Genomic DNA, 23,897 nt, shown 5'->3' on the forward strand with positions numbered 1-23,897 from the left:
ATGGCGACACGACCGCTCACCCATGCCGACCATGAACGCATCGCCGATGCGATCCGCGACGCCGAGACGAAGACCGGCGGCGAAATCTACTGCGTCGTGGCGCGCTCGAGCGAGGGCTATTTCTTCCAGGCGGCCTTCACCGCCACGCTGGCCCTGTTCGCCGTCAGCATCGCCTTCGCCTATGTTCTCGAAGCCTTGTGGGTCAGCATACGCCTGCCGCATTTCCTCATCGCGCAGGCGGTGGCGGCGATCAGCCTGTCCATCGTTTTGTGGCTGGCGCCACGCCTGCGCATCCATTTCGTGCCACGCCGGCAGCGCTACAAGGCGGCCCATGCCAATGCTGTGAAGCAGTTCCTGGCACGCAACGTCCATCGCACCGCCACCCGCACCGGCGTTCTGATCTTCGTCTCGATCGCCGAACGCTACGCGGAAGTGGTGGCCGACAGCGGCATCGACGCCCGTGTCGGGCAGCACGTGTGGGACGGTGTCGTGCGTGACCTGACCGCGCATGCCGGCGACGACCGCCTCGCCGACGGGTTCGTTCACGCGACCGGCGTGGTCGGCGCCGTGCTGGCCGAGCATTTCCCGGTCACGCCGGACGACGTCAACGAGCTCGACGACCACCTCGTCGAAATCTAACCGACCCTACCCATATCGGCCGACGAAGCTTTCGTATGTGCGAAAGCAGCAAGGAGTCTTTGCAAGCCTTGCGCCTCGGTCTATGGTTAACAAATCATGAACACGTTGACCATCGACATCCGCAGGGCCGAGCCGCAAGACGCAGCGGCGATAGCCGATGTGCATCTCGAAGCGTGGCGCGGTGCCTATAGCGGCATCATCCCGCACAAGACGCTGACGGGCATGATCAACCGCCGCGGCACAGACTGGTGGGCGAACGCGATTCGCCGCGCCGCGACCGTTCTGGTGGTCGAGATCGGCGGCGTTATCGCCGGCTACGCGACGGTCGGCCGCAACCGCGCCCGCGAACTGCATCAGCAGGGCGAAATCTACGAGCTCTACCTGCGGCCTGAATATCAGGGCATCGGCATCGGCCGGCGGCTGTTTTCCGCCGCCCGCCGCAAGCTTGCCGACCACGGCCTCAAGGGCATGGTCGTATGGGCACTGGAAGACAACCAGAACGCGCTGGCCTTTTACGCCGGCGAAGGCGGACGCGACGTCGCCGAGGGCGTCGAAGTGTTCGAGCAGAAGGCGCTGAAGAAGGTCGCTTTCGTCTGGGATTGAGATGCGGGGCCCGCAAACCGCGGCTTCGACTTCTTCTCCCGTCATTCCCGCATTGCACAAAACCGCTTCGCCCGCTATCGGTGCGCGCGATTGCGGCGACCCGTGCCTTCGAGGTGCGTGACAGACGTCGCAAGCCGTTTCATTCTGCGTGTCGCAGCCCGGAACCGCTTCGGCTTTCGGGCTCATGCGCCAAAGAGAGGATAGCCCATGCGCATCGAAGCCATATCGATCGGCAAGAACCCGCCGGAAGACGTCAACGTCATCATCGAAGTGGCGGTCGGCGGCGAGCCGATCAAATACGAAATGGACAAGGAAGCCGGCACGCTGTTCGTCGACCGCTTCCTGTATACGCCGATGCGCTATCCCGGCAATTACGGCTTCGTGCCGCACACCCTGTCGGGCGACGGTGACCCGATCGACGTGCTGGTCTGCAACACGCGCGAACTGGTGCCGGGCTGCGTCATCAATGTGCGCCCGATCGGCGTCCTGATCATGGAAGACAATGCCGGCCAGGACGAGAAGGTGATCGCGGTGCCGTCGCCGCACATTACCAAGCGCTACGAAAACGTCTTCAACCACACGGACCTGCCTGAGATCACGCTCAAGCAGATCGAGCACTTCTTCGAACACTACAAGGATCTCGAGCCCGGCAAATGGGTGAAGATCGGCGGCTGGCACGACTCAGCCTATGCCAAGAAGATGATCGTCGAGGCGATTGAACGCGCCAAGACGCACAAGGCTGGCTAACAAGTCCGACTAAGCGGAAAGATCACGGGCGGTCGTTGCGGCCGCCCGTTTTCAATTGTCCACCCGCCCGAACGGCGGCACCTCTCCGATCGCGATGCGCTTGTCTTTCCCGCACACGAAATCGCGCGCCTTTTCGTCGGCAATCTTGCGGGCGTCGTCATTGGCGCCGGCATTGCCTGTCGCCAGCACCAGGCCGACGGTACAGCCTTCGCGCCCCTCTATCTGGGCCACCTTGGCCACCACCAGCACATCCACCTGCTTGGCAGCATCCTCGCCGCTGGTATTGACCGAACGGCGATGGATGGCGGCGAAGGGGATGGAAACATTGCCGGTCGTTTCGACCCGCCATTCCACCTTCGATCCGGAGCTGTTGAAACCGGCGAAACTCTCCCAGGTAGAGGTCATGTCTTCAGGAGGAAAACCGAAGAAGACGGATTCGCGCGCATCACCGTATGAAAGCAGGACCGGGTAGCCGAGATAACCCGAGCAGGAGAGATCGGCCCAATCGCCGTCATTCTCGCCGGCCTGTGCGTAGGTCAGGCAATCCTTTTCAGGAACGAGGTCGGTATAGACGCTGGTGACCTGCCCCGCCGAGGCACAGCTGCAGAAACCGGCAAGGACAAGCATCGCAAAAACAATCCGCATGACGGCCTCCGGCTAATGGATTGCGGACAATAACGCCAAACGCCGCCAGCGACTATGGCGCGCCGAGGTCCGACGCACGCCGTGCGAGTTCAGCCGGATCGCCTGTTATGCGCAGCGTCTTCAGTCGAGCGGTGCCGCCGGCGACGACCGTCACCGACGACGACGGAACGCCGAGAGCCTTGGCCACGAGCTTCTCCAGGGCACTGTTGGCCGCGCCCTTTTCCGGCACGGCGCGTACGCGCGCCTTGACATGGCAACGACCGTCCGCCGCCATTTCCACGCCTTCCAGCGCATCCGCCGCCGATTTCGGCGTCAGCCGCACGATGAGATCGATGCCGTCGGCGCGCCGCCGGAAGGGCTCCGCCATCGCAGCGCTCAGACGAGCGCGGGATAGATGGTGGTGAGAATGAATTGGCGCAGGAAGAACAGGATCAAAAGCAGGATGATCGGCGAAATGTCGATGCCGCCGAGATCGGGCATAACGCGGCGGATGGGCCGCAGCGCCGGTTCCGTCAGCCGGTAAAGCGCGTTGCCGATAGTGCCAACGAACTGATTGCGCGGGTTGACGACGTTGAACGCGTAAAGCCACGAGAAGATGGCCGAGGCGATGATGATCCACCAATAGAGGTCAAGCGCCAGAATGACGGTTTGAATGAGGGCGGTCATGCAGGTCTCCGAGTGTTGCCGACATGTAGCCATTACACGCGGATGCGGCAAGAGCCGGGCGAACCGAGAGCGAAACCCGACATCAGACGGAGGCTTATTCGGCTCGGGGTCGGAATGACAGGACCGGAATGAACCAACGCCGGAGCATCTGGCGTTCGCAAACTGGCAACGCCGGCTGGACCGGCTCCGCCATCCAAAAGCTCGCTTGACAGTGAAGCGCCTCGCCTCATAAATGCGCCATCCGCTGGACGGGGCTGTAGCTCAGCTGGGAGAGCGCGTCGTTCGCAATGACGAGGTCAGGGGTTCGATCCCCCTCAGCTCCACCAACGGCGGATAATTTGACTTTGATTCCCCTTGATCTTTTGGACCGCGCTCAAAGCGGCAGATGAATTTTCGCATTCGCTCAGAATGAGGAATCGTCCGCTCGCGATGACGCTTCTGAGAATTCTGGCCGGCGGATATTTTTTCGCGCGTTGTGATCGCGGAAAAATCTTGGCGTATTGCGCAGAAAAGCATAGCCCCGGCTCCGGCTGGGGTTTTCGTTTGAGCTTTAGCACCTCCGGTCGGGCCAATCAGATCTCGGCTTGCTTGCGTACAATTCAGAAACAAAATTCTACACGCTGGAAAAACTGGAGAAATGAGCTCGTGTCACAACGTTTGTGGCCTAGTCCTCAAATCAAAGGAATTTCCATGAAGACCGTGACATTTGTTGCCTCTGTCGTTTTCGCCGGCTTCCTCTCGACTGCCGCGTTTGCAGCGAGCAAGCCCGCAGCAAGCACGACAACCGCTCCCGCCGCAGCAAGCACGGCAACGGCTCCCGCCGCAGCGAGCACGACCGTCAAGAAGACGACCCCGACGAAGTCTCCGGAGAAGACGGCCATTTCCAAGCAGTGCTCGGTACTCGCCGACGCCAAGGGCCTTCACGGCAAGGACCGCGAGAAATTCCGGGCGGAATGCAAGAAGAATGGTGGCAAGGCGCCAAAGTAAGCTGAACATGGTTCGATCCGATAGCCCCCGCGTCAGCGGGGGTTTTCATTTCGACTAACATTCCGAAGTTTTTTGACTCGCTCGCACCAACACGAACGAGCATGAAGCAAAAAACTATTCGCGACGAATAGCGAGCGAGGCCAGCATGCGGGCCTTGGCGTCAGTCGGGCCTGGCTTCACGATCATAACGGCCTGATGGGCCGCAAAGTTAACCGTGACTGGCTCGCATAGCGAGATCAATGAAATCGGGAGTGAGGGGAGGCTTCCGGGCCTCCCTCCCATCCCCGTCTAAATACGCTTTCCAATGGACAATTTGAGCGTCGCGACTTTCTGCAAAAGGCAAAATAGCAATGGTACGGAAATGAGGGTGACCATCATGGGTTTGAACCATGGGTTCAGCGCCGCATGCAGGTCTGCGTCAATTCCGGTCCACCCGCAGAGGAACAGCATCGAGCCGAGGGCAGTGGGGACATATGACGTTGGCTCGCGGGTTTTGAGATAGGCAACCGCAAGGCCCAGCGGAACAGCCACCATCACATATGTGTTGGACTCAACGCGCGGGTTGAAAACCGTCATGTAGTAGGCTGCGATCAGGAAGATCACAAAGCGGTGCAACGGTTCATTTTCGCGGTCAAGTCGAAATACGGCGCCAAGCACAATCGCCGCCACCGATAGCCTGACTATCATTGCGGCCGGACCGGTGATCGAAATGCCGGCAGCAGCCAATATCCCCGTAAAATCGGCGGCCTCGAACGCCTCCCGCGCGCTGTTGGAACTCATCGAAGTGAGGAGCTGGAAGAACTCCAGATGCTGAGCATTGACGTACTCTGCAGGCGCGAAGGCATAGGGTACTGCGAGCATCAACGCGACCGCACCAACAATCCACGGAATAAGGCGCGGTCTCAGTGCGGCGATAAGGAGGATGACGACAATCGCGGTTGGTTTGGCGGTTAGCGCGGCGAATGACCAAAGCAGCGTCTGCCATCGTTTGTTGTCCAGCGCCGACATGGTTAGAAACCAGCAGGCAGCAGTGAGCAGAATTGTCGATTGCCCGTTGCGAACAGCTCCCAGGGAAAGCGGCAGAGCCAGGAACAAGCCGAGCGAGACAATCCAGCCGTCCTTTTCCGGGTCGAGCTTTTTTGCCTGCGTAAAGACAGCTGCCGTCAACAAGCCAACGCCAAGCACACGCCAGAGCAGGCCACCAACAGTTGGACCAAGTTCGTAAAACGGCAGGTAGAGGGCAGCAAAGGCCGGGGCATAGAGATACCCCATGGCTCGTTTCAAATCGTAGAGAGGCTGATGTTCAAAGAACATCTGCGATCCAAAATCGTAAGCGACAAGAACTGAGCGAACCTGCGGCTTCAGCGCACACAAAACCAGCACCGTCGCAATAGCGAGCGCGCAAAGAATGAGGCCGCTGCGCTCATAGAGCGACTTCAGAAAACGCACGACTTCCCCCTCGAGAAGACCACAAACCCGGTCCTCCCTTAGCACATACCGGGTTAAATGAATGGCAAACAATCTTGCCTCGGCAATTCTCAATGCGTCCAGGCAGCTCGGAATTGGCCCCGTAAGAAGGGCCCTTGGGAAGGGGACCACAACGCGCGAGGAACTCAGCGGTTCAGGTCGTTAGGAGCGTCCACGGCGCTTGTCTCAATCTACGTAAACAGTCGCTCCTGTGACGGCGTCCGCCAAAAGCGGCACCCCATCATCGACATGAAATTTCGCTGTCCCTCGCTTTTCAGCAAGACTTCCCGGGTGGCTTTCACGGCGCCGTGCCGGTCCCGTTTAGGATCGATATCATCCAGATGCCGCCCAGCGCCCGCGAAGATGCGGCTCATCGTGGCTTCCTTCCGATATTCTTGCAGTTCGCGAAATCGCGCTCTATCCAAGGAGCAGCGATTGCTTGGGGAGCACGGGCATGCGGCTCACGGAGTTCTTCTACCTGCTGGGCCTGAAGCCGAGCGCGCGGGTCTACGGCCATTCGACCGAGACCGTTCATCTCGAAAAGGACGGCGAGGTCAAATTCGCGTTGTGGCGAAATCCCCGATTCAACGGATTTGAAATTCTACAATCGGAAATCGACGAGCTGCGCACCTTCATTTCCGACGGTGACGTGGCCATCGATATCGGCGCCCATTGTGGGGACACCGCGCTTCCCATGGCACTCGCCTGCGGTCCGAACGGATTTGTTCTTGCCTTCGAGCCAAACCCGTTCGTGTTCTCGATCCTTGCCAGCAACGCCATCCTGAACCCGGGCAAATACAACATCGTCGCCTTCCCTTATGCCGTCACGAACCAGGACGAAGCCTTGGTGTTCAAATACAACGGCCCGGACTTCCCCAATGGCGGCGACAAGCACGGTTCGTCCGTCTGGAAGCACGGCAGCACCTACTCCCTACCTGTCGAAGGCAGGAGGATCGGCCCGATGATACGTGCTCGCTTGGGCGAAAAGGTCTCGAAACTCCGCTACATCAAGACGGATATCGAAGGTCACGACCTTTCCGCGCTCAAATCGATCGAGGATCTGGTCGATGAAGCGCGCCCCCGCGTCAAATCCGAGGTCAATGTTCACAACACCCCGGAGGAGCGCCGTGCTTTGTACCGCTTCTTCGCGGAAAAGGGCTACGCCGTACACCTAGTGGAGCAGAGCACGCTGTTCGGGCGCAAACTTGCCGAGAACGATATGGCGAGCATCCGGCACTTTGATATCTTCGCGGTGCCAGAATAGCTTCGAGCCTTCCGAAGCTGCCTGCTCGGGCTTTGCGAGGGTATCGGGTTGGCTAAGCCTGCGGAAACATCCGCGCTCGGTTCGGGCACTGATAGTCAAGCCATTCCGAAACATCACCGCCTGCTAATAAGTACAATAGCGAGCCCAGCGCCAGGCGCTATTGTCGGGCCGCTCTATCCATGCGGAGCTATTTCGTACGAGGAGCGGCCCGCCTGCAGGCATCAGCCTACAAAAGTAGCAGGCGGGCTTCCATTTTCCGGACGCTGCGTAGAAACGCCATCGGTCCACGGCTGTCCTTTTGGTTGAATTGCTGGGTGTCTTGCGTGAGGTTACGCTAATTCTGCCGGCGTCCTACAACCGGCCTGTCCCGACCGCCGGACCATCCTACCCCCAACCCCGCGGGTGTTCGGCGGCCGGGCTGTGAGCCATCGCCAATAGCGAACCGTCGTTGGCAGGCCTCAGTCCACCAACGGAAATCCTTCCATCACGCTTCAGCGGCCATCGCCTTCAACCGTTCGGACGGCTTGAAGACATCCTTGCCGGTATGGTCGTGCCAATAGCTCAGGCGTCCGGCGATCGTCGCCAGACCCTTCTGCCGGGCCCAGAACATCGGCCCGCCCTTGCCGAGCGGAAAGCCGTAGCCGTTCACCCAGACGAGATCGATATCGGATTCGCGCGCGGCAATGCCTTCCTCGAGAATGCGCATGCCCTCATTGATCAGCGGGTAGAGCGTGCGCTCTATGATTTCTTCGGCCGTAATCGCGCGCGGCGCGACGCCAATGCGTTTGGCCTCTTCGGCGATATGCGCCGCGAGTTCCGGATCGGGCTGCGCGGTGCGGCCATCGGCGTAGAGATAGAAGCCCCGACCGGTCTTCTGGCCGAAACGGCCCTGCTCGCAGAGCCAGTCGGCGATCAAGGCCGTCTTGCCCAGGGCCTTGCGGTTGCGCCAGCCTATGTCCAGTCCGGCAAGATCGACCATCTGGAACGGTCCCATCGGCCAGCCGAAATCGGTGAAGGCCTTGTCGACCTCCGCTGGGCTGGCACCTTCGAGGAGCAGGGCCTCGATCTCCGTGCCGCGTGCCGCCAGCATGCGGTTGCCGACGAAGCCGTGACAGACGCCGACCACGACCGGCACCTTGCCGATCGAACGGGCGAGCGACAGCAGCGTGACCAGCACGTCCGGCGCCGTTTCCGCGCCCCGCACGATCTCCAAGAGCTTCATGACATTGGCCGGCGAGAAGAAATGCATGCCGGCAAAATCCTGTGGCTTTGAGACGGCGCCGGCCAGCGCGTTGACGTCGAGATAGGAGGTGTTGGTGGCGATGATGGTGCCCGGCTTCACGGACTTGTCGATGGCCGCCAACACCTCTTTCTTGACCGTCATCTCCTCGAACACCGCCTCGATCACCAGATCGCAATCCGCCAGCGCCGCATAGTCGGTCGTGCCCGAAAGCAGTGCCAGGCGCGCCGTCTTGTCGGTCTCGCTGAGCGAACCGCGCGAGACGGAGATCGCGTAATTCTTCGCTATCCGCTCCAGACCGCGTTGCAGTGCCTCGGTTGCCGCTTCGACCAAGGTCACGGCGATGCCGCCATTGGCAAACGCCATCGCGATGCCACCGCCCATTGTGCCGGCGCCGATGATGCCGACACGGCGGATCGGCCGCGGCTTGATCGTCTTGTCGATGCCAACCACCTTGGCGGCCTCGCGTTCGGCGAAGAACAGATGCCGTTGCGCGCGCGACTGTTCGGATCCCACCAGTTCGATGAAAAGGGCGCGCTCGCGCGCCAGCGCCTCGTCAAAAGGCAAAAGCACGGCGTTGCGCACCGCCTGCGCGCAAGCGACCGGCGCCTGCAATCCCCTGGCCTTTGCCGTCACGCCCTTGATGCGCGCCTCAAGCTCATCCCGATCGACACTTTCGAGCTTGTCGCGCCGGTTGCGCACGGCGATGAACGGGCCGCCCTCCGCCGCCTTGACCGCCGCGAAGGCGGCGGCATCGGCAACCAGGTCGACACCGGCAAGGCTGTCGACAAGACCAGCCTCCAGGGCCTCCGCGGCGACAATCGGCATGCCGGAGGTGATCATATCCAATGCCTTGAACGGTCCAACCAGCGCCGGCAGGCGAACGGTGCCGCCAGCCCCGGGCAACAGGCCGAGCTTCACTTCGGGCAGGCCGAGCCGGGCCGTCTCGTCGGCGACCCGAAAATGGCAGCCGAGCGCCAGTTCCAGCCCACCACCCAATGCCGTGCCATGAATGGCGGCGACGGTCGGCTTTTCGATCGTCTCCAGCAGCGCGATCAACGCTCCCAGGTCCGGATCCTGCATCGGCTTGCCGAATTCGGCGATGTCGGCGCCGGCAACGAAAGTGCGTCCTGCGCAAGCGATCACGATGGCGGCCGTCGCCTGGTCGTCGCGCAACCGGGTGAGCGCATCATGGAGAGGACTGCGCACGGAAAACGACAGCGCATTCACCGGCGGATTGTCGATGGTGACGATGGCGACGCCGCCGCGATGCGCGACGCTGACCTTGGCCTCGGGTGTCTTGATGTCGGTCATCGGTTGGCCTCTTCGAACAAGGCGCTCAAGCCAGACGTCGCGGCCTCGGGCGCCGATCATATTTACAAACCAGCTGGCCGGTAATAAAACACGGTGCATGCCTCGTCAACGACCAGACACCGTCCACGCAGGGAAGGCCCCGGTCGGTCGGCCGCCAACCATGCCGGCGCCACGTGCCACCATTCTCGGCGCCGCCGCGAAACTGTTCGCCGCCAATGGCTTCGATGGCACCTCGTTGAACGACGTCGCCCAAGCCGTTGGCGTCACCAAGGCGGCCGTCTACCACTACTTCCCCACCAAGAAGGACATCTTCGACGAGATGGTCGTCGACCTGCTGGAGCGGCAATATCTCGCCGTCGGCGCGGCGATTACGGCAGCTCCGGAACCGGACGAAAAGCTCAAGGCCTTCATGCAGACGCAGGCGATTTTCTTCGAAACCAACTACGCCGCCTTCGTCGTCATGCTGCACGGTTTCGGCGGCGTCGAGAGAAATCACTGGACCGACGAGCAACTGGCTTTGCGGGATCGCTTCGAGAAATTGCTGCGTTCCCTGTTGGCCGACGGCAAGGCTGCGGGAACCTTTGCGATTGACGATGTCGCCATCGCGGCACGTGCCGTGCTTTCGCTGATGAACTGGATGGTGCGCTGGTTCCGGCCTGAAGGCGAGGTTCGCGCCGAAGACTTCGCCCTGCAATATCATTCGCTTATCGTCTCGGGCCTGCAGCCGAGAAAGTAGGCTGGATCGACCTGTCGGGATTGTCTGGCCTCATCCTTGTCCCTTACGCTGCACGACAAAGGGTGGAGGCTTGCCGATGAACTACGCACGCATGGTGATCGAGAAGGAAGCGCCGGAGGAATACGGCTACGACCGCATCCGCTACAATCTTTCGGAAAGTTCGATTGCCGACCAGAAGCTTTCCGACATCGGGATCGCCTTGCTGGACCTCACTCTGTTCTACGGCGAACATCGCGGCGACCGTGCGCTGAGGGAACTGATCGCGGCCCAGGACCGGGGCCTGTCGCCTGACGACGTGCTGGTTACAGCCGGTGCCGCCGGCGCGCTTTTCATCATCGCCACGTCGCTTCTGTCGGAACGCGATCATCTGGTCGTGGTGCGGCCGAACTACGCGACCAACATCGAAACGCCAAAGGCGATCGGCTGCGCCATCACCTATATCGATCTCGCCTTCGATACCGGCTTCGCCATCGATGTCGACCGTATCGCGGTGGCGATGACGCCACGGACGCGCTACATCAGCATCACCTGCCCGCATAACCCGACCGGCACGATGATGAGCCGCGCGGACCTCGACCGGCTGATCGCATTGGCGGAAGAGAAAGGCTGCTATCTTCTGGTCGACGAGACCTATCGCGATCTCAGCTACGGCACCAAATTGCCGACGGCCGCCTCGCTCAGCAAGCGGGCGATCAGCGTCTCGTCGCTGTCGAAGGCCTTCGGTATTCCCGGAATCCGCATCGGCTGGCTGATCACCCGCGATGTTGCCTTGCAGGAGAAATTCCTGTCGGCCAAGGAGCAGATCGGCATCTGCGGCAGTGTCATCGACGAGGCGATCGCCCGCGCGATGCTGGAACGGCGCGATAGTTTCCTGGCCGGGCTGCTGCCGGAAATGGCGGCCCGTCGCGGCATCGTGCAGAACTGGATCGACAAGGAACCGCTGGTCGACTGGGTGCCGCCTTCCGGCGGTGTCGTCGGCTTTCCGCGCATCGACGTCGCGCCCAATTTCGACCTCGACGGCTTCTACACCCGGCTTCTGGAGAAACATGGCACCTATGTGGGGCCTGGCCATTGGTTCGAAATGCCGAAAACCTTTTTCCGCGTCGGGTTCGGCTGGCCGACCGCCGAACAATTGCGTGGCGGTCTTGCCGCCATATCTGCGGCGCTGCGCGACTGACGCGCGGCGAAGACAGGGCGAAATTCCACACCCGCGGTGCGGAAATCTGCGCTATAGCTCGGCGACCGGACCAGCGCCCATCGTGGAAGAGCCCCGCCGGCCTGTGCAACTGCTATGGGGCCGACATCCATGAAGACCGACAGATCACCGTCTCCGGAACGACGTTACGCAGCGTTCCGGCACGCGCCGTTCCGCAACTATTGGGCCGCGCGCTTCCTCACCACCTTCGCCGCCCAGATCGTTTCGGTGGCGGTCGGCTGGCAGATCTATGACCTGACACGCGACCCGTTCGACCTTGGCTTGGTCGGCATCGTGCAGTTCTTGCCCTCGCTGCTCCTGGTGCTGGTCACCGGTGTCGTCGCCGACCGCTTCGGGCGGCGCAGGATCATGGCGCTGGCGATCGTGATGGAAGCGGCCTGCGCGGCGACACTACTTTTGTTGACCTGGCACGGCCTGGGTTCGCCGCTGCCGATCTTTTCCGTGCTCGTCCCGTTCGGCATTGCCCGCGCCTTTTTCGGCCCGGCCTCGGCCTCGCTCTTCGCCAATCTGGTGCCGCCGCAGGACTTCGCCAACGCGATTGCCTGGAATTCATCGGCCTGGCAGACCGCCACCATCGTCGGTCCCGTCGCCGGCGGCCTGCTCTATGGGCTGTCGGCAGAGGCCGCTTATGGCTGCGCCGCATTGTTGATGCTGCTGGCAGTCGTATTGATTCTCGCCATTCCAAAACCGGCGCAGCGCGGCGAGACGGACAAGCCCAGCCTCGAAACCCTGTTTGCCGGCTTCCGCTACATCTGGGGCGAAAAGGTCGTCCTGGGAGCGATATCGCTTGACCTGTTCGCCGTGCTTCTTTCAGGCGCATCGGCTTTGCTGCCGGTCTATGCGCGCGACATCCTCGATCTCGGCCCATGGGGCCTTGGCCTGTTGCGCTCGGCGCCGGGCGTCGGCGCCATCTGCGTTGCCGTGTGGTTGGCCGGCCATCCGATCCGCGACCATGCCGGTGCCGTCATGCTCATCTTCGTGGCGCTGTTTGGCGCCGTTACCGCTCTGTTCGGCCTGTCGGTCACCACATGGCTGTCGATCGTCGCGCTTGCTCTTTTGGGCGCTACCGACATGGTCAGCGTCTATATCCGTGAAACCCTGATCCAGTTGTGGACTCCGGACGACGTCCGTGGGCGGGTCAATGCCGTCAACCAGGTATTTGTCGGCGCCTCCAACGAAGTGGGCGAATTCCGCGCCGGCACCATGGCGGCGATCGTCGGTACGGTCCCGGCGGTGGTTGTTGGCGGCATCGGCGCGATCGCCGTCGCCGGCCTATGGGCGCTGATCTTTCCCAATCTGCGCAAGGTCCGCCGGCTGGATGCCCGGGAGTAACCGGCCCGCCGCGTCAGCCCGCAGCCGGTCGGCCAAAGATCGTGGCCAGGAATTCGGCAAGCCAGCGTTTCAGATGCATGTCCCAGACCAACCGGCCGCCGAGATGATCGCGGCCGGGCTGCGCGCCGGGTAGCTCGAAACGATGCGCGCCATGCACCACCCAGCGCTGCATCATCATCCGGGTCAGTTCGCCGTGGAACTGGATGCCCCAGGCATTGTCGCCATAACGGAAGGCCTGGTTCGGATAGGTATCCGCGGTCGCCAGCAGCGTGGCGTCCTTCGGCAGTGAAAACCCCTCGCGGTGGAATTGATAGACCATGTCAGGCCAATGCATCAGCTTGCGGCCCTCTTCCGTGGCGCGAAGCGGGTACCAGCCGATCTCGACCAGCCCTTCGCCATGACCTTCGACATGACCGCCGAGATGATTGACCAGCATCTGCGCGCCGAGACAGATGCCGAGCAGCGGCTTGCCCTCCTTGAGCGGCACCGCCAGCCAGTCCGTCTCGCGCCGCACGAACTCCTCGTGATGGTCGTTCGCGCTCATTGGCCCGCCAAAAACCACCACGCCAGCGTGATGGGCGAGCGTTTCGGGAAGCTGGTCGCCAAGCGGCGGCCGGCGTATGTCGAGATCGTAACCCGCTTCGATCAGCATATGCCCGACACGGCCGGAACTGGACGTCTCCTGATGCAGGACGATCAGGATCCGGGGACGTTTTCCAGCTGCCGTGAACGGATGGACCCGGTTCATTCGTCGCCGGTCTTGCTCTCACTGCCAGGAGCCTTGGCCGCGGCTGCGCGCTTCGCCGCCACCCGGTCCACGCGCTCGACATCGAGGAGCTCGGCAACGCGCCAGACGGTGTTGTCCTCCAGCTCGTGAAGCTCGCCATCGGCGTAAACGATATCCCACATCAACCCGATGAAGGCTTTGCGCGCTTCAGGATCGAGATGACGCTTCAGCACGCTGGTGAAGGCGTAGAGGTCGATCGCTTCGTTGTCGGCCTTCTCGCCGGCATCGGCGAGGTCCTCCAGTTCCCGACCGCGAACCGCATAGGTTTCGCCGAGAATTGTCTTGAAGCGCTCCCACTCGACATCCTGCCTGACGCCGTCGGCGTTCATGACATGGTAGAGCAGGGCCGCGGCCGCGATATGCGGGTCATCTTCCCCAGCATGGGCACGGCTGCCGCCGGAGGGCAGGTCTTTCAGGAATGACAGAACGCGTTCGAACATCGGGACTAATTTGGCTCCTTCGCGGTCGCGATCAAGACACTGCCTTCAAAACAACCGGAAGCGGCGCGGCGTGTCCGTCCCGTCCTCGGGCTCGACACCGGGATCGTCCGGCAAGCGGGGAGGGTCCGTTTCACCCTTGGCCGTCTTGACCGGGCGGTCGCCCGCACCATCGACCTTCTCAGTCGCTGCCGTGGAGACCGTGACCGCCTCCGCATCGACCACGATGGCATCGTCGTCCTCGCGTTCCGGGGCGGCCAGAACGGGCGCCGCAATCTCTGGCGCGGGACGGTGCGCCTCGATCAAGCGGCCGGCGCGTTCCACCGGACCGCGCCATTCGAACGCATCCAGTCGCCCGGTAACAGGCGAGACCGGAGCCCAGCGATCGGTGCTGACGCCGTCGGCCACCCATGCCGCGTCGTGCGGCGCGCGAACGGCCTGGGACAGCAATTGCCGCACCTTGCCCTGGTTGCCGGTATCGGCCTCCTCGATGTCGGCAAGCAGCAGATAAGCGCCTTCACTGGGCTGCATCCGGGTCGCGGCTTCCGCTTCCTGGCGGGCAAGCGCGAAATCCTGAGCGTCGAGCGCGGCACGCGCGACCGCCAGCGACGATTCGACGTGATTCTTCCTCATCTCCTGCAGCTTGCGGGCCCTGCCCAGACGATCGAGCACTGCATCGCCGGGCCGCGCGCGAACATAAAGGTCCGCCACGTCGGGATGCGGCTCGGCGCGCCATGCCGCCTCCAGGACCTTCGAGCCCTTGCGCAGGTCGTTCTGCTTGAACAGCACCTTGGCCGCAACGAGCGCAGCCGGCGCGAAGTCCGGCAACAGGCGATTGGCGTCCAGCGCGGCCGCCTTAGCGCCGGTCGGGTCGCTGTCCATCAACGCCCCGGCCTTTGCCGTCAGAAGCACGCCACGCCGGCGGTTGGCGGCATCGCGCTCGATCTGCCGGGTCGATTTCTGGGCGTCGGCTAGCTTCAAGGCGCCATCCCAATCGCCGCGCGCGGCCAGTTCTTCCATCGTTGCCTCGGCGGCCCAGGCAAGCTGGGGCGCCGTGGAAGCAGCACGGCCGGCATAGTGCCGGGCTGCATTGCGATCGCCCAGCCGCTCTGCCTCCAGATACAGTCCGCGCAGGCCAAGCAGCCGCATCTCGGGATCGTCGAGCATGGCCTCGAATTTCTGACGGGCACCCTCGTGATCGCCTTCCAGCAGCGAAGCCTGTGCATCGAGCAGGTTGACCAGCGGTTCCTGATCGGAGCGGATCAGCTTGGCCGCCTCCTTGGTCTTGCGCCGCGCCAACGCGCCGTCACCCGCGCCAGCCGCGATCATGCCGGTCGACAGCGCCTGATAACCCCGGTCGCGACGGCGGACCCGGAAGTGCCGGGCGATCGCATAGGGACTGTTCCAGATCGACTTCAGCAGCCACCAAACGATCATCACCGCGGCAACGACCGCCACGACGGCAACCGCGGCCACCATCAGGCTGACCTTGTATTGATAGCCGCTGAAGGTGACGACCATCTCGCCAGGGCGATCGGCTAGCCAAGCGAAGCCCAATCCAAGCGCGAAGACGATGGCAAGATAGAAGAGGATGCGGATCATCGGATCATCCCTTCATCGCGCCGGACACCAGGGCATCGACCGCCGCCTCGGCATCAAGCCGCGACTTGAGCTTGCCGGCAAAGTCGGCGCCGGCGGCCTTGGCCGGCTCGGGCAGCGTGTCATATTCGGCGAGCGCCTTGGCGTAGTCGCCCTGGGTTACCGCCACTTCCAGACGCGCGACGGTTTCCGGTGCGCCCTTGCCTTCGACGGCACCGATCGGGCGTACCTTGACCAGCGATTCGGCACTGCTGACAAGCCGCTGGAAGATGCCCTGATTGGGATCGACCGGCGTGGCCGCGGCAATCATCGCATTGGCGGCATCGCTCATGCCGGCGGCGAGATCGACCCGCGTCGAGACGCCTTTTTCGGCATAGGGCCGCAACACCGCTATTTGCGGTGCATCCGGGCGGACAGCGGCGAAGGTATCGAGCTCGGCCGTGAACGGCGCCCCCCTGTCGAGCGCCGCCTTCAACGCGGAAGCAGCGATCGCCAGCGCGATCTTGGGTTGCGAGGCCTGCGCGTCCACCTTGCCTGACAACTGCGATGCAAGCTGCTCCAGCGCAACCACGCGACCGTCCAGCGTTCCGGCCGCCTGATCGGCCGATTTGATCAGACTATCGAGAGCATCGAGCTTTTCGGTTACCGGTCCAAGATCGACGGTTGTAGTTGGGGCCTTGCTCAGCCCGGCCAATGCGGTTTCCAGTTGCGCGATCTTGTCCGAAAGCGCCGCAACCTTGCTGTCGTCGCCATTGCCGGCCTGCGGAACAGCCTTCAGCGCGGCGACGTCAGCCTTGACCTGATCGAGCGCGGCCGAAAGCCGCGCCACCACGTCGCCATCGGCATTGGATTTGAGGCCGGCGACCTCGCTTTTCAGGGTCGCGATATCGCCGGCGCTGGCGCCGGACGATCCCGGCGCCCCGAGCAGGCCGGCGAATTGCAGGCCGCCTGCGCCAACCAGAGCTATGGCACCGCCGATCAGGCCGGCAGCGAGAAGCCCGATACCGCCGCGCTTGGTTTCCGCCGGCTGGCTATTCGACCTCGAGCCGTCGGAGTTGGCCTCTTTCACCTGGGCCGCGGCAGCCGGTTCCGGCTGCGGGCGGGCCGATTGTTCGGCGAAATCGTAGTCGAAGCTCTTATGCTGCTGCGCGGCACTTTCAGGCGCGGACGTCTCGGCGGACGAATCGCTCCGGCCTGCCTGGACGCTTTCCCGCGATTCGGCGCCCACCGGTTCCGATATCGTCGCCCGGTCCTTTGCCTTGTCGCCGCCATCCGCCGCGGTCACGCGCGAGACGTCAGCGGGATCGAGATCGATCGTCACCGGCTCATGCCGGCTTCTCGAATGTCGCGTCTTCGGCGTCTTGACCATACTTGGGCTCCGCAGGGTTATCGGGACGGCAAGGAAGGCTCAAAAAAGGGTCTACCACACCTCCAAGCTGTGAAAAGGGGCGGCGTGATGGCGCAGTATCAATCTGCGGGATCGAGCAGCGCCAGCAAGGCGTCCTCATTTGGCTCGCCAGCCACCACCAGCCGTCCGGGCGCAACGGGACCGAACGAGCTCGCGACGCGCTCCGACAGCACAAGGATCCGCGTTTCGTCGAAATACCGTGCCAGTTCGGGCCGCCGCGCCAGTTCCGAAAAAGCCTGCGCGGCCTTGGCCGAATAAAGCAGCACCGCGTCCGCCGGCCGCCCGGCCAGCCGTTTCATGACGACGACGCCGGCTTGGTGGATGGCAAGCGTGTCATAGATCTCAAGCGGCACCACATTGACGTTTTTCGCCGACAGCCCTGTCTCGAAGGCCGAGAACCGCACATGACCGCACAGATAGACGACCGTTTTGCCGGCCAGCGAGGGAGCGATCCTGTCAGCCAACGCTTCGGCATCGCCTTGCCCAATCTCCGCAACCGACAGCCCGGCTGAACGCGCCGCATCGGCGGTTTTCGGCCCGACGACGTGGCAGGGAAGGCCGGCCAGCCGCTGGATCAGTTCGGCGGACGCATGACGGATGGCGTTGGAGCTGGTCACTGCCGCCGCCGCTATATCGGCCGGGAGAGACTGGATATCGATATCGAGCGCCTTCGTCTCCGACAGCGGGATCAGGATTGGCTCCAGACCCAGTTTTCGAAGACGGGCCGCTGTCCGGCTGGCGCCGGGCTGCGGTCGCGTGACCACGACGCGAACCATTCAATGGGTTCCTGAGCCGGCGCGCATCGGATCAGCTCCAGCCCTCGAAGAACTCGGCGCCGGCCCGCGCCCTGACGTCGGCGCCGGCCTCCGCTCCGATCAGGGCCGCGTCAGCGGCAAGACCTTCGCGTGCGACCTCGCATATGTCGGTGCCGTCGGGCGTCAGGATCAGGCCTGAGAAGACCAACCTCTCCCCATCGACAGTCGCATAGCCGGCGATCGGCGTTCGGCAGGAACCGTCAAGCGCCGCCAGGAAAGCCCGTTCGCAGGCCAGCGCCTGACCGGTCGGCACATCGTGAATGGGGGCGAGCAAGGCACCGGTTTGTTGATCGCCGATACGGCTTTCGATGCAGATCGCGCCTTGCCCGGGCGCCGGCGGAAATGCCTCCAGCGACATGAGATCGGTGACCAGATGCTCCAGGCCGAGTCGCTTGAGCCCGGCTAGGGCAAGGATGGTTCCGTCGGCGACGCCCTCGTCCAGCTTGCGGAGCCTGGTCTGCACATTGCCCCGGAACAGCACGACGTCGAGATCGGGGCGCATGCGGCGGATCAGTGCCTGGCGGCGCAGCGACGACGAGCCGACCTTCGCTCCTGCGGGCAGGTCGGCGATCCGCGCCGCCTTGCGGCTGATGAAGGCCTCGCGTGCATCCTCGCGCGGCAGAAACGCCGAAAGCTCAAGCCCATCCGGCAGCGCCGTCGGCATGTCCTTGGAGGAATGCACGGCGATGTCGATGCGGCCGTCGAGCAGCGCCTCCTCGATCTCCTTCGTGAAAAGGCCCTTGCCGCCGGCTTCCGAAAGCGGTCGGTCTTGGATGCGGTCGCCACTGGTCGTGATGACGACAATCTCGAACGCCGCCTCCGGCAGGCCATGGGCAGCCACGAGCCGCGCCCGTGTTTCATGTGCCTGCGCCAGCGCCAGAAGGCTGCCTCGCGTTCCGATCTTCAAGGTTGTTTGCATCAAGCGCGGTCCGTGATAACCCCGGCTCGGAGCCCAAAGCTCCAGATATCCGGCTCTCTCCTAACGGGGAAGTCGCGCATGGGCAATCATCGAGGTTTGCGGCGAATTGATCCGCGTTCTGGGCATAGAGACGAGCTGCGACGAAACAGCGGCCAGCGTCGTGGCGCTGGACGGCGCTTCCGCGCCCGATATCCTGTCCAATGTCGTGCTCAGCCAGATCGCCGAACATGCGGCTTTCGGTGGTGTCGTACCCGAGATCGCGGCGCGCGCCCATGTCGAGGCGCTGGACGGCATTGTTGCCGCGGCACTTGCCAATTCGGGCGTGAAGCTCGATGAGATCGACGCGATTGCCGCAACCGCCGGTCCCGGCCTCGTCGGCGGGCTGATCGTCGGCCTGATGACGGCCAAGGCGATCGCCGCCGCCGCCGACAAACCTTTGCTGGCCATCAATCATCTGGAAGGCCACGCCCTGACCGCGCGGCTCACCGACGGGCTGGCCTTCCCCTATCTGCTGCTGCTGGTCTCCGGCGGTCACACCCAGATCGTGCGCGTGGCCGGCGTCGGCGACTATCAGCGCTGGGCCACCACCATCGACGATGCGCTGGGCGAAGCTTTCGACAAGACCGCGAAAATGCTCGGCCTGCCCTATCCCGGCGGTCCCAATGTCGAAAAGGCGGCCGCGAAGGGAGACCCGACGCGTTTCGCCTTTCCAAGGCCGATGAAGGGCGCCGCCCAGCCCGACTTTTCGTTCTCCGGGCTCAAGACCGCGGTGCGCCAGGCCGCACAGGCGATCGCGCCGCTGACCGACCAGGATGTCGCCGACATCTGCGCCTCTTTCCAGACGGCCGTCGCCGATGCCCTGGCCGACCGCGTCTCGCGCGCCCTTGGCCGCTTCCGGACCGAGTTTCCGGATCAGCACGAGCCGGCCCTGGTTGTCGCGGGTGGCGTGGCAGCCAACCGCGTCATCAAGGCGACGCTCGAGCGGCTTTGCACCACGGCCGGCTTCCGTTTCGTGGCACCACCGCTGAAACTCTGCACTGACAACGCCGCGATGATCGCCTGGGCCGGCATAGAGCGCCTGCGCGCCGGGCTCGATGAGGAAAACGCTTTCGATTTCGTGCCACGTTCACGCTGGCCGCTCGATACGGTCTCGGTGCCCGTGGTGGGCTCGGGCAGACGGGGAGCCAAGGCATGAGCGAGGCATTGCCAGGCGGCCGGCGCATAGCGGTGCTGGGCGGCGGTGCCTGGGGCACGGCATTGGCGCAGGCCATGCTGCGAGCCGGCCATAGCGTGACGCTTTGGGCGCGCGACGCCGAGATGGCCGACGCCATTCGCAAACGCGCGAACCCGCGCTATCTGCCGGGCATCGTCCTCGACGCCGGCATCGAGGCGACTTCCTCTCTGGCAGAGGCTCTTAAGGGAGCAGACTGCGTTCTGGCGGTGACACCGGCACAGTCCCTGCGCCAGGTTCTCAACGAGGCGAAACCATATCTCGCCCCCGCCATACCCGTCGTGTTGTGCGCCAAGGGCATCGAACGCAACAGCGGTGCCCTGCTCTCCACGATCGCAGGCGAAATCCTGCCCGGCACGCCAATCGCCGCCCTGTCCGGACCGAGCTTCGCCACCGACGTCGCCAAGGGTCTGCCCACCGCCGTCGTGGTCGCGGCGCGGGAGGAGAGCCTGGCAGCGGAGCTTGCCGCCCTCTTCTCGGCCCGCAACCTGCGCTGTTATTCCAGTGACGACCTCGTCGGCGTCGAGATCGGCGGCGCGTTGAAGAACGTCTTCGCGCTCGCCGCTGGCGCCGTTGCCGGCGCCGGACTGGGCGCCAGTGCGCAGGCGGCGATGGTCACGCGCGGCTTCGTCGAATTGCGGCGTATCGGCGCTGCCTTCGGAGCAAAGCCGGAGACGCTGATGGGGCTGTCGGGCCTGGGCGACCTGATGCTGACCTGTTCCTCGGCCCAGTCACGCAATTTCGCCTATGGGCTGGCATTGGGTCGTGGTGAGGCGCTTGCCGGCCGGCCGCTGGCCGAAGGCGTGCCGACGGCGGCGATTGCCGCCAGGCTGGCCGCCGAGCAGGGCATCGATGCTCCAATCATTTCCGCCGTGGCCGCCATCCTGGAGGGCGCGATCACCATCGGTGAAGCGGTCTCCATGCTGATGACGCGGCCCCTGAAAACCGAAAACGACTGAGGAAGCGAGCCAAACATGCTGTTTGCACTGATCTGCAAGGACAAACCCGGCCACCTCCAGGTGCGCCTCGATGCGCGGCCGGACCATGTCGCCTTTCTCAACGGGCTGAATGCCGACAAGAAACTGGCCTTTGCCGGTCCGTTCCTCGATGCCGACGGCAAGCCCAATGGCAGCATGGTCGTGATCGAGGCCACCGATCTTGCCGGTGCCGAGGCGCTGGCGGCGGCAGACCCCTATGCCAAGGCGGGCCTGTTCGAGAAAGTCGAGATCAAACCCTGGACCTGGGTGTTCAACAAACCCGCCGAAGCCTGATACCGCCGCAGAGGATCACCATGAACTACTGGCTCTTCAAATCCGAACCGTTCAAGTTCTCCTTCGACATGCTGAAGGAAAAGGGCAAGGCCGGCACCCAGTGGGACGGCGTGCGCAATTATGCCGCGCGCAACAACATGAAGGCCATGCAGATCGGCGACCTCGGCTTCTTCTATCACTCCAATGACGGGCTCAACATCGTCGGCATCGCGGAAGTCTGTGCGCTGGCGCATCACGACACCACCACCGACGATCCACGCTGGGAGTGTGTCGACATCCGCGCCGTCCGCGATGTGCCCACGCCGCCGACGCTGGCAGACATCAAGGCCAACCCGAAGCTGTCGGAAATGGCGCTGGTCAGGCTCGGCCGCCTGTCGGTGCAGCCGGTCACGCCCGAGGAGTGGAAGGAAGTCTGTCGCATGGGCGGTCTCAACCCCGCGCCGTGACACTGACGCCCGAAACCGCCGAACGCTTCATCCTCGACAACACGGCGTTGATGACGCCGCCGCATGTGCCGGAAATCCGGCTTCATCTCGCCGATGAGGCGCATGATCTGTGGCGACGTACCGAAGAGGAATTGGCCGAGATCGGCCTGCCGCCACCCTTCTGGGCCTTTGCCTGGGCCGGCGGGCAGGGGCTGGCTCGTTACATCCTGGATCATCCAGAAAGCGTGCGCGGCCGCCGCGTATTTGATTTCGCCTCCGGCTCCGGTCTGGTGGCGATAGCGGCGATGAAGGCCGGCGCGTCGGCCGTCGAAGCGGCCGACATCGACCCGTTCTGCGATACCGCTATCCGCCTGAATGCCGCCGCCAATGGTGTCGACGTCACATTCACCGCCTCCGATCGCGTCGGATCGGATGAAGGATGGGACGTCATCCTTGCCGGCGACGTCTTTTACGAAAAACCCTTTGCCGGCCGCCTGCTACCCTGGTTTTCCGCGCTGAAATCGCGTGGCGCCGACATCCTGATCGGCGACCCCGGCCGCGCCTATCTGCCGAAGACCGGCCTGGAGCGGCTGGCAGCCTACGAAGTGCCGGTCACCCGGGCTCTGGAAGATGCCGAGGTCAAGCGCACCACGGTCTGGCGCTTCGCTTGACGCGACCTCCGAACAAGCGTTCCATGCGGGTCAATGGAGGGGGACACCATGGATTTTTCTGCCGTAAACTGGCTTGCAATCATCGCGGCCGCCGTTCTGGGCTGGCTGTTCGGCGCGGTATGGTACACCGCGCTGAGCAAACCGTGGCTCAAGGCAGTGCGGATTGACCCCACGACGATGCGCAATTCGGTGATGCCGTTCGTGATCGGCTTTGTCGGCCTGGTCGTCATGGCCTTCGTCCTGTCCTTGGTCATTCCCGGCATGACCGGAGGAGAACCGAGTGTCGTTGCCGGGATCGTGCTGGGGTTCGTGCTGTGGCTCGGCTTCGTTGCCACCACGCTTACCGTCAACCACCGCTATCAGGGTTTCGGCTGGGCGCTGACGGCCATCGATTCAGGCCATTGGCTGGGCGCGATGCTGATCATGGGCGCTGTCATAGGCTGGTTCGGCGCGCCCGCTTCGTAGCACCTGTCCGGCTGCCGACACTTCCGATCAGAAATCGTCCCAGCTTCGCTGCGTGACATCCATCTGCGGCGCATGTGCCTCCGCGAGCAGCCAGTTCTTGAAGGCGATGATGCGCGCATCCTGCGCCGAACCCTCGGGATAGATCAGGAAGTAGGCAAATTCGGGCGGCACCTTGATGCTGAGCTCGAACGGCCTGACCAGCCGCCCTTCCGACAGGTCGTTGGCGACCATGGCAAAATCGGCGAGCGCCACCACATTGCCGCCCGCCGCGGCTGCGATGGCGTCGGTCGACGTCGTCATCACCACCGTACGACTGTCATCGAAATCCTCGATGCCGGCCGCCGCCATCCACATGCGCCAGTTCGGCCAGGTGATGCCCTGGCGGGACCACTCGATGTGAACCAGCGTATGTTTGAGCAGGTCGCGGGGTTCGTCGAGCGGCGGTCCGGAACGCAGCAGTCCCGGGCTGCAAACTGGAATGATGACGTTTTCGAACAATCTGTCGGCGCACAAGCCCGGATATTTGCCGGTGCCGAAACGGATGCCGATATCGACGTCGTCGCGGTCGAAATCGCGCGGCTCGTAGGTGATATCGAAACGCAGTTCGATGTCGGGATGGAGCTTGCGGAAGCCGTCGACACGGCGCAACAGCCAGCGTGTTGCGAATTCCGCGCTGGCGGTCACCTTCAATAGCGCCCCGCCGCGCGCAAGCTTCTTGGCCCGGGTCACCGCGCGGTTGAGTGTCTCTAGCGCGTCCGCGGACGCGTCCACCAGCGCCATCCCCGCCTCGGTCAGGCGTATGGTGCGGCTGGTGCGGGTGAACAGCACCAGACCAAGCTGGTCCTCGATTTCCTTGATCTGGTAGCTGACCGCCGCCGGCGTCAGGCCAAGTTCGTCGGCGGCGCGGGTAAAATTGAGATGCCGGCCGGCCGCTTCCAGCGTCCGCAGCGCACGGGTCCCAGGCAGCAGACGGGACATGGCTATCTTCAAGCGCTCCTTGATGATCAGCCAAG

At 63.5% G+C, this 23,897-nt stretch carries 27 protein-coding genes and 1 tRNA gene; 15 read left to right on the forward strand and 13 right to left on the reverse strand.

Annotated features, from left to right (window positions below; genetic code table 11):
* From AB4136_RS01165 to ppa, 3 genes are all read left to right on the forward strand, one after another.
* Complete coding sequence (locus AB4136_RS01165; RefSeq protein ID WP_024923074.1) at positions 1-639, forward strand: TPM domain-containing protein; 639 nt, start codon at positions 1-3, stop codon at positions 637-639.
* 96 nt (positions 640-735) lie between these two features.
* Positions 736-1,242 carry a GNAT family N-acetyltransferase gene (locus AB4136_RS01170; protein ID WP_024923075.1) on the forward strand — a complete coding sequence of 169 codons (507 nt, stop codon included), beginning with the start codon at positions 736-738 and terminating at the stop codon, positions 1,240-1,242.
* A gap of 207 nt (positions 1,243-1,449) precedes the next feature.
* Complete coding sequence (ppa, locus tag AB4136_RS01175) at positions 1,450-1,989, forward strand: inorganic diphosphatase (protein WP_024923076.1); 540 nt, start codon at positions 1,450-1,452, stop codon at positions 1,987-1,989.
* A 51-nt stretch (positions 1,990-2,040) separates the two neighbouring features.
* Here ppa and AB4136_RS01180 read toward each other — a convergent pair whose 3' ends face one another.
* Genes AB4136_RS01180 through AB4136_RS01190 form a run of 3 tightly spaced genes read right to left on the reverse strand, consistent with a single transcriptional unit; the run spans position 2,041 to position 3,300 of the window.
* Positions 2,041-2,634 (reverse strand): hypothetical protein, encoded by a 594-nt coding sequence (locus AB4136_RS01180; RefSeq protein WP_137900377.1) that lies wholly within the window; start codon positions 2,632-2,634, stop codon positions 2,041-2,043.
* Between the two features lie 52 nt (positions 2,635-2,686).
* Entirely contained in the window at positions 2,687-3,001 is a 315-nt protein-coding gene (locus tag AB4136_RS01185) for a DUF167 family protein (protein WP_024923078.1), read from the reverse strand.
* An 8-nt stretch (positions 3,002-3,009) separates the two neighbouring features.
* Positions 3,010-3,300, reverse strand: a complete 291-nt coding sequence (locus AB4136_RS01190) for a YggT family protein (protein ID WP_024923079.1) — start codon at positions 3,298-3,300, stop codon at positions 3,010-3,012.
* A 250-nt stretch (positions 3,301-3,550) separates the two neighbouring features.
* Between AB4136_RS01190 and AB4136_RS01195 the strand changes: the two genes are divergently transcribed.
* Positions 3,551-3,626: transfer RNA gene (locus AB4136_RS01195), tRNA-Ala, on the forward strand.
* Positions 3,627-3,990: 364 nt separating this feature from the next.
* Complete coding sequence (locus tag AB4136_RS01200; protein WP_024923080.1) at positions 3,991-4,287, forward strand: hypothetical protein; 297 nt, start codon at positions 3,991-3,993, stop codon at positions 4,285-4,287.
* A 288-nt stretch (positions 4,288-4,575) separates the two neighbouring features.
* Here AB4136_RS01200 and AB4136_RS01205 read toward each other — a convergent pair whose 3' ends face one another.
* Both AB4136_RS01205 and AB4136_RS01210 read right to left on the reverse strand, forming a co-directional pair.
* Positions 4,576-5,736 carry a glycosyltransferase family 87 protein gene (locus tag AB4136_RS01205; RefSeq protein ID WP_137900376.1) on the reverse strand — a complete coding sequence of 387 codons (1,161 nt, stop codon included), beginning with the start codon at positions 5,734-5,736 and terminating at the stop codon, positions 4,576-4,578.
* Positions 5,737-5,945: 209 nt separating this feature from the next.
* Positions 5,946-6,128 (reverse strand): hypothetical protein, encoded by a 183-nt coding sequence (locus AB4136_RS01210; RefSeq protein ID WP_024923082.1) that lies wholly within the window; start codon positions 6,126-6,128, stop codon positions 5,946-5,948.
* A gap of 80 nt (positions 6,129-6,208) precedes the next feature.
* Between AB4136_RS01210 and AB4136_RS01215 the strand changes: the two genes are divergently transcribed.
* Positions 6,209-7,018, forward strand: a complete 810-nt coding sequence (locus AB4136_RS01215) for an FkbM family methyltransferase (protein WP_024923083.1) — start codon at positions 6,209-6,211, stop codon at positions 7,016-7,018.
* Between the two features lie 484 nt (positions 7,019-7,502).
* Here the strand turns inward: AB4136_RS01215 and AB4136_RS01220 are convergent, their stop codons facing one another.
* Positions 7,503-9,572: a 3-hydroxyacyl-CoA dehydrogenase NAD-binding domain-containing protein gene (locus AB4136_RS01220; RefSeq protein WP_137900375.1), complete on the reverse strand. Its 2,070-nt coding sequence runs from the start codon at positions 9,570-9,572 to the stop codon at positions 7,503-7,505.
* A gap of 160 nt (positions 9,573-9,732) precedes the next feature.
* Here AB4136_RS01220 and AB4136_RS01225 point away from each other — a divergent pair, with 160 nt between their 5' ends.
* The 3 genes from AB4136_RS01225 to AB4136_RS01235 all read left to right on the forward strand — a co-directional run bounded on the left by AB4136_RS01225 (position 9,733) and on the right by AB4136_RS01235 (position 12,856).
* Positions 9,733-10,308 (forward strand): TetR/AcrR family transcriptional regulator, encoded by a 576-nt coding sequence (locus AB4136_RS01225; protein ID WP_024923085.1) that lies wholly within the window; start codon positions 9,733-9,735, stop codon positions 10,306-10,308.
* A gap of 76 nt (positions 10,309-10,384) precedes the next feature.
* Entirely contained in the window at positions 10,385-11,485 is a 1,101-nt protein-coding gene (locus AB4136_RS01230) for an aminotransferase class I/II-fold pyridoxal phosphate-dependent enzyme (RefSeq protein ID WP_024923086.1), read from the forward strand.
* A gap of 129 nt (positions 11,486-11,614) precedes the next feature.
* A complete protein-coding gene (locus AB4136_RS01235; protein WP_024923087.1) occupies positions 11,615-12,856 on the forward strand; it encodes an MFS transporter in 1,242 nt (413 codons plus the stop codon).
* A 13-nt stretch (positions 12,857-12,869) separates the two neighbouring features.
* Here AB4136_RS01235 and AB4136_RS01240 read toward each other — a convergent pair whose 3' ends face one another.
* The 6 genes from AB4136_RS01240 to hemC form a co-directional block, all read right to left on the reverse strand.
* On the reverse strand, positions 12,870-13,604 hold the full coding sequence (locus AB4136_RS01240; RefSeq protein WP_024923088.1) for a glutamine amidotransferase: 735 nt from the start codon (positions 13,602-13,604) through the stop codon (positions 12,870-12,872).
* Positions 13,601-14,083, reverse strand: a complete 483-nt coding sequence (locus AB4136_RS01245) for a TerB family tellurite resistance protein (protein ID WP_024923089.1) — start codon at positions 14,081-14,083, stop codon at positions 13,601-13,603. Before AB4136_RS01245 ends, AB4136_RS01240 begins: the two co-directional genes overlap by 4 nt.
* A gap of 45 nt (positions 14,084-14,128) precedes the next feature.
* Positions 14,129-15,682 carry a heme biosynthesis protein HemY gene (locus AB4136_RS01250; protein ID WP_024923090.1) on the reverse strand — a complete coding sequence of 518 codons (1,554 nt, stop codon included), beginning with the start codon at positions 15,680-15,682 and terminating at the stop codon, positions 14,129-14,131.
* 4 nt (positions 15,683-15,686) lie between these two features.
* A complete protein-coding gene (locus AB4136_RS01255; RefSeq protein ID WP_024923091.1) occupies positions 15,687-17,048 on the reverse strand; it encodes a COG4223 family protein in 1,362 nt (453 codons plus the stop codon).
* Between the two features lie 98 nt (positions 17,049-17,146).
* Positions 17,147-17,863, reverse strand: a complete 717-nt coding sequence (locus AB4136_RS01260) for a uroporphyrinogen-III synthase (RefSeq protein ID WP_024923092.1) — start codon at positions 17,861-17,863, stop codon at positions 17,147-17,149.
* Positions 17,864-17,894: 31 nt separating this feature from the next.
* Positions 17,895-18,821: a hydroxymethylbilane synthase gene (gene hemC, locus AB4136_RS01265; RefSeq protein WP_137900374.1), complete on the reverse strand. Its 927-nt coding sequence runs from the start codon at positions 18,819-18,821 to the stop codon at positions 17,895-17,897.
* Between the two features lie 109 nt (positions 18,822-18,930).
* Between hemC and tsaD the strand changes: the two genes are divergently transcribed.
* From tsaD to AB4136_RS01295, 6 genes are read left to right on the forward strand one after another with little or no spacing between them, the layout of a single operon-like run.
* Complete coding sequence (gene tsaD / locus AB4136_RS01270) at positions 18,931-20,016, forward strand: tRNA (adenosine(37)-N6)-threonylcarbamoyltransferase complex transferase subunit TsaD (protein WP_171020920.1); 1,086 nt, start codon at positions 18,931-18,933, stop codon at positions 20,014-20,016.
* Positions 20,013-21,011, forward strand: coding sequence for an NAD(P)H-dependent glycerol-3-phosphate dehydrogenase (locus AB4136_RS01275; RefSeq protein WP_137900372.1), 999 nt, complete (start codon positions 20,013-20,015; stop codon positions 21,009-21,011). The genes tsaD and AB4136_RS01275 overlap by 4 nt, the downstream gene beginning before the upstream one ends.
* Positions 21,012-21,026: 15 nt before the next feature.
* Positions 21,027-21,323 (forward strand): YciI-like protein, encoded by a 297-nt coding sequence (locus AB4136_RS01280; protein WP_024923096.1) that lies wholly within the window; start codon positions 21,027-21,029, stop codon positions 21,321-21,323.
* A 20-nt stretch (positions 21,324-21,343) separates the two neighbouring features.
* Complete coding sequence (locus tag AB4136_RS01285) at positions 21,344-21,769, forward strand: EVE domain-containing protein (protein WP_024923097.1); 426 nt, start codon at positions 21,344-21,346, stop codon at positions 21,767-21,769.
* Complete coding sequence (locus tag AB4136_RS01290; RefSeq protein WP_171020914.1) at positions 21,724-22,419, forward strand: class I SAM-dependent methyltransferase; 696 nt, start codon at positions 21,724-21,726, stop codon at positions 22,417-22,419. The genes AB4136_RS01285 and AB4136_RS01290 overlap by 46 nt, the downstream gene beginning before the upstream one ends.
* Positions 22,420-22,467: 48 nt before the next feature.
* A complete protein-coding gene (locus tag AB4136_RS01295; protein WP_024923099.1) occupies positions 22,468-22,884 on the forward strand; it encodes a DUF1761 domain-containing protein in 417 nt (138 codons plus the stop codon).
* Positions 22,885-22,911: 27 nt separating this feature from the next.
* Here the strand turns inward: AB4136_RS01295 and AB4136_RS01300 are convergent, their stop codons facing one another.
* On the reverse strand, positions 22,912-23,862 hold the full coding sequence (locus AB4136_RS01300) for a LysR substrate-binding domain-containing protein (protein WP_024923100.1): 951 nt from the start codon (positions 23,860-23,862) through the stop codon (positions 22,912-22,914).
* Positions 23,863-23,897 lie beyond the last annotated feature (35 nt).

Source organism: Mesorhizobium sp. 2RAF21 (assembly GCF_052115345.1).
GTDB lineage: Bacteria > Pseudomonadota > Alphaproteobacteria > Rhizobiales > Rhizobiaceae > Mesorhizobium > Mesorhizobium terrae.